This window comes from Sphingomonas sp. (genome assembly GCF_019242355.1).
GTDB lineage: Bacteria > Pseudomonadota > Alphaproteobacteria > Sphingomonadales > Sphingomonadaceae > Sphingomicrobium.
Genome location: NZ_JAFAVR010000015.1, coordinates 1 through 4,241, shown reverse-complemented (window position 1 = coordinate 4,241; position 4,241 = coordinate 1). Strand labels below are relative to the sequence as shown.

Annotated in this window: 5 protein-coding genes; 1 reads left to right on the top strand and 4 read right to left on the bottom strand. The window is 65.6% G+C overall.

Going from position 1 to position 4,241, the window contains the following annotated elements:
- Positions 1-68: 68 nt before the first annotated feature.
- Positions 69-251, bottom strand: coding sequence for a hypothetical protein (locus JOZ79_RS00655; RefSeq protein WP_294069187.1), 183 nt, complete (start codon positions 249-251; stop codon positions 69-71).
- 113 nt (positions 252-364) lie between these two features.
- Between JOZ79_RS00655 and JOZ79_RS00650 the strand changes: the two genes are divergently transcribed.
- Positions 365-784, top strand: coding sequence for a low affinity iron permease family protein (locus JOZ79_RS00650; protein WP_294069184.1), 420 nt, complete (start codon positions 365-367; stop codon positions 782-784).
- A 6-nt stretch (positions 785-790) separates the two neighbouring features.
- Here JOZ79_RS00650 and JOZ79_RS00645 read toward each other — a convergent pair whose 3' ends face one another.
- From JOZ79_RS00645 to purL, 3 genes are all read right to left on the bottom strand, one after another.
- Positions 791-1,426 carry a DNA-3-methyladenine glycosylase 2 family protein gene (locus tag JOZ79_RS00645; protein ID WP_294069181.1) on the bottom strand — a complete coding sequence of 212 codons (636 nt, stop codon included), beginning with the start codon at positions 1,424-1,426 and terminating at the stop codon, positions 791-793.
- The gene (gene rlmB, locus JOZ79_RS00640) at positions 1,426-2,169 is read right to left on the bottom strand and encodes a 23S rRNA (guanosine(2251)-2'-O)-methyltransferase RlmB (RefSeq protein WP_294069178.1); all 744 of its coding nucleotides are present in this window, start codon (positions 2,167-2,169) and stop codon (positions 1,426-1,428) included. The genes JOZ79_RS00645 and rlmB overlap by 1 nt, the downstream gene beginning before the upstream one ends.
- Positions 2,169-4,241: phosphoribosylformylglycinamidine synthase subunit PurL (gene purL, locus JOZ79_RS00635; protein ID WP_294069175.1), on the bottom strand; the 2,073-nt coding region annotated here is incomplete at its 5' end. The genes rlmB and purL, both read right to left, overlap by 1 nt.

The window sequence follows — 4,241 nt, the reverse complement described above, 5'->3', positions numbered from 1 at the left end:
CCGGTCCGGCGGCATTTGGCGGGCTTGGCGCGCGACCCCTTCCGGCAGGGGTTCGACGCTAATTGGGATCAGCGGACTGGCTGCTCGTCGATGCAATGGCGGAGGTCACGGTCCGCGTCGTCGATGGCTTGCAACAGTCCATCGAAGCACGGCGTTTCATCGACCGGCCAGAGGCGCGTAAAACCCGGTCCCAGAACGTCGAGGTCCGTTCTGGTCAGCAGCCCCACGGCGACGATGCCTTCGTAACTCATGTTGGATAAAACGTTCGCAAGCTGCTGTAGTGCCTAAAGTTTCGCCCTTGCATCGAATCATGACAAAAGGTTCGGCGGGGGCACAATTTCGTTCCAGCCGCGTTCCGACGCTGATGCATAAGACTTTTACCCGAATCGCGACGCTGATTTCGACGGCCGCAGGGCAACCGCTGAGCTTCGTTGTCGCGCTGCTCATCATCATCGTCTGGGGCGTGACAGGGCCGCTGTTCCACTTCTCGGACACCTGGCAGTTGGTGGTGAACACCGGCACCACGATCATCACCTTCCTGATGGTGTTCCTGATCCAGAACAGCCAGAACCGGGACGGCGCGGCGATGCAGGCGAAACTCGACGAGCTCTTGCGCGCGGTCGACAAGGCGCGCGAGCAGTTCATCGGCATCGAGCATCTGACCGACCAGCAGATCGAACAGATCCGCACTGCGCTCGAACGCAATTCCAAGAAGCTGGCAAACGGTAAGCAGAAGACGGCCGGAGATTCGGTCGACCGCCTTCTCAACCGCATCGAGGAATAGCGGCCGCTAGACCGGCTCCTGCGGCTTTTTCGCCTGGGCGCCACGATGGTGCCAGGCAAGCACCGCCGCAGCGCCGCGATGAGGCCGCCAGCGCTCGGCGATCTCGCGGACCGCCTTCTCGCTGGGCTTGTCGCCGAGGCCGAAGAGCTTACCGATCTCCAGCTGCACGGCGAGGTCGCCGGCGGGCCAGATGTCGCCGCGCCCTTCCGCGAACAGCAGGTAAATTTCCGCCGACCAGCGGCCGATGCCTTTGATCTTGGTGAGATGGGCGATCGCCTCCTCGTCGTCGGCGGGCAGGTGATCGAGGTCGAGTTCACTGGACAGGACGAGGCCGGCGAGGCTGCGGATATAGCCGGCCTTTTGCCGCGACATGCCGGCGACGCGCATGTCCTCGTCGGTCGCGGCGAGCAGCTTGGCGAGGTCGGGCGGCGTTCCGAAGGCCGCTTCGAGCTTGGCCCACATGGCGCGGGCAGCGGCGACGCTGACCTGCTGGCCGACGATGGTGCGCAGCAGGGCCTGCGCGCCTGGTTCGCTGGAGCGCGGCTCAGGGACGCCATATTGTTCGATGACGCGGGCGAACGCGGGCTCGCGCTCGGCGAGGGCAGTGAGCGCCGCGCCGATGCTCTCGCGGGTGCGCACCATCAGCGTGCGGTGGCCGCGTAGAGGGCGACGGCGGCGGCGTTGGAGACGTTGAGGCTCTCGATCGCGTCGGTAATCGGCAGCCTCGCCACCGCATCGCAATGCTCGCGCGTGTTGTGGCGCAGGCCCGCGCCCTCGGCGCCGAGCACCAGCGCAACGCGGTCGGGGCCGAGCGCGTCCTTGAGGTCGGTGTCGGCGTCGCCGGCCAGGCCGATCCGCCAAAAACCGGCCTCGGCAATTTCCTCCAACGCCCGTGCCAGGTTGACCACGCGTACCCACGGCATCCGCTCCAGCGCGCCCGACGCCGCCTTGGCGACGACACCGCTTTCGGGCGGCGAGTGGCGGTCCTGGGTGACGATGCCGATCGCCCCGAACGCCGCCGCCGAACGCAGGATCGCACCCATATTGTGCGGATCGGTGACCTGGTCGAGCACCAGCAGCACCGCGCGCTCCGGCGGGCTGGTCAGCAGTTCGTCGAGCCAGGCGTCCTCGAGCGGCTCGACTTCGATCACAACGCCCTGGTGCGGGGCGTCGGCGGGAACGAAGCGGCCGAGGTCGGGCGCCTCGGCGATGGTCACCGCCACGTCCTGCGGAAATTGCATGAACTGCGCCGCCTCACGCGTCGCCCACGCCTTCAGTACCTTGCGGTCCGGGTTGTCGAGCGCCGCCGAAACCGCATGCTTCCCCCAGAAGCGCGGCCGATTGGCGGTGCCGTGGCTCTGGTGCGATTTCTTGCGCTTGCCCATCAGGCCGCCGGCGCCAACTCGCCGCCCATTAGCTTGGGGAAGAAGCCTTCGTAAGCCGCGCGGAGGTCGGCGAGGGGAATTGAATCTTTGCCGATACCCGTAGAACGACTGACCTTCAGTTCGGGCGAACCGATGACCCGACCAAGTGTTGCAGCTCCGACAGCGAAATCTCTCCTGAGCTTCCAGAACGAGGACTCGTCAGAAACTGCGAGTACGAAGCGCGCTTGATTTTCAGCAAACCAAAATTGAGCCGCTTCGGAACTTAGACAATCGACCTCTGCTCCCATATCTCCGGCGATGCACATCTCGGCAATCGCAACTAGAATTCCACCGTCCGACACATCGTGCACGGCGCTGACGATGCCGCGCTGAATGGCTTCGCGGACAAACTCTCCGCTGCGTCGTTCCTCGGTAAGATCGACCGGAGGCGGATCACCGTCGCGTCGACTCTGAATCTCGTGAAGCCATAGTGATTGGCCTAACTGTCCGTCGACGAAGTCCTCGACGTTAGGACCAACAAAAATAATAAGTTCACCCTCGGCCTTGAACCCGATCGTCGCCGATTTCTCCCAATCGTCCAGCAAGCCAACCCCGCCGATCGCCGGTGTCGGCAGGATCGCGCTTCCGCCGCCAGTCGCCTTGCTCTCGTTGTAGAGGCTGACGTTGCCGCTCACGATCGGGAAATCTAGCGCGCGGCAGGCGTCGCCCATGCCGCGCAGGCATTCGACGAACTGGGCCATGATCTCTGGCCGCTGCGGGTTGCCGAAGTTGAGGCAGTTGGTCACCGCCAGCGGCTTCGCGCCGACCGCGCATAGGTTGCGATACGCCTCGGCGATCGCCTGTTTCCCGCCCTCATAGGGGTCGGCGTAGCAATAGCGCGGCGTAACGTCGGTGGTCATCGCCAACGCCTTCTTGGAGCCGTGCACGCGCACCACCGCCGCGTCGCCGCCCGGCCGCTGCACCGTGTCGCCGCCGACCTGCTGGTCGTACTGCTCGTAGATCCAGCGCCGGCTGGCGATGTTGGGCGAGCCCATCAGCTTCAGCAAATCCGCAGCAATGTCCGTGCTTTCCGGCACGTCGCCGAGTGGCTTCACCTGCGCCCAGGCCTTGTACTCGTCGAGACTCATGTGCGGCCGGTCGTAGAGCGGCGCCTCGTCGGCCAGCGGGCCGAGCGGGATGTCGGCCACAACCTCGCCGTTCCATTCCAGAACCATGTGGCCGGTGTCCGTCACCTCGCCGATCACCGCGAAGTCCAGCTCCCATTTGTGGAAGATCGCCTCGGCCTCCGCCTCGCGGCCGGGCTTCAGGACGATCAGCATCCGTTCCTGGCTCTCGGACAGCATCATCTCATAGGGCGTCATGCCCTCTTCGCGGCACGGCACCTTGTTCATGTCGAGCCGGATGCCGGCGCCGCCCTTGGAGGCCATCTCGACCGAGGAGGAGGTGAGACCAGCAGCGCCCATGTCCTGGATGGCGACGATGGCGTCGGTCGCCATCAGCTCCAGGCAGGCCTCGATCAGCAATTTCTCGGTGAAGGGATCGCCGACCTGCACGGTCGGGCGCTTCTCGTCGCTGTTCTCGTCGAAGTCGGCGGACGCCATGGTCGCGCCGTGGATGCCGTCGCGGCCGGTCTTGCTGCCGACATAGACGATCGGATTGCCGAGCCCGGTCGCGGCCGAATAGAAGATGCGGTCGGCGCGGGCGATGCCGACGCACATCGCGTTGACCAGGATGTTGCCGTTATAGGCGGGGTGGAAGCGGCACTCGCCGCCGACCGTCGGGACGCCGACGCAATTGCCGTAGCCGCCGATCCCCGCGACGACGCCGCCGACCAGATGCCGGGTCTTCGGGTGGTCCGGGCTGCCGAAGCTCAGCGAGTTGAGCATCGCGATCGGGCGCGCGCCCATTGTGAATACGTCGCGCAATATGCCGCCGACCCCGGTCGCTGCGCCCTGGTGCGGCTCGATGAACGAGGGGTGGTTGTGGCTCTCGATCTTGAACACGACCGCGTCGCCGTCGCCGATATCGACGACGCCGGCGTTCTCGCCGGGGCCGCAGATGACGCGCGGACC

What these genes read in the sequence shown, in the direction of transcription:
- JOZ79_RS00655 (WP_294069187.1), bottom strand. Translation starts at nt 251, where the DNA reads ATGAGTTACGAAGGCATCGTCGCCGTGGGGCTGCTGACCAGAACGGAC.
- JOZ79_RS00650 (WP_294069184.1), top strand. Translation starts at nt 365, where the DNA reads ATGCATAAGACTTTTACCCGAATCGCGACGCTGATTTCGACGGCCGCA.
- JOZ79_RS00645 (WP_294069181.1), bottom strand. Translation starts at nt 1,426, where the DNA reads ATGGTGCGCACCCGCGAGAGCATCGGCGCGGCGCTCACTGCCCTCGCC.
- rlmB (WP_294069178.1), bottom strand. Translation starts at nt 2,169, where the DNA reads ATGGGCAAGCGCAAGAAATCGCACCAGAGCCACGGCACCGCCAATCGG.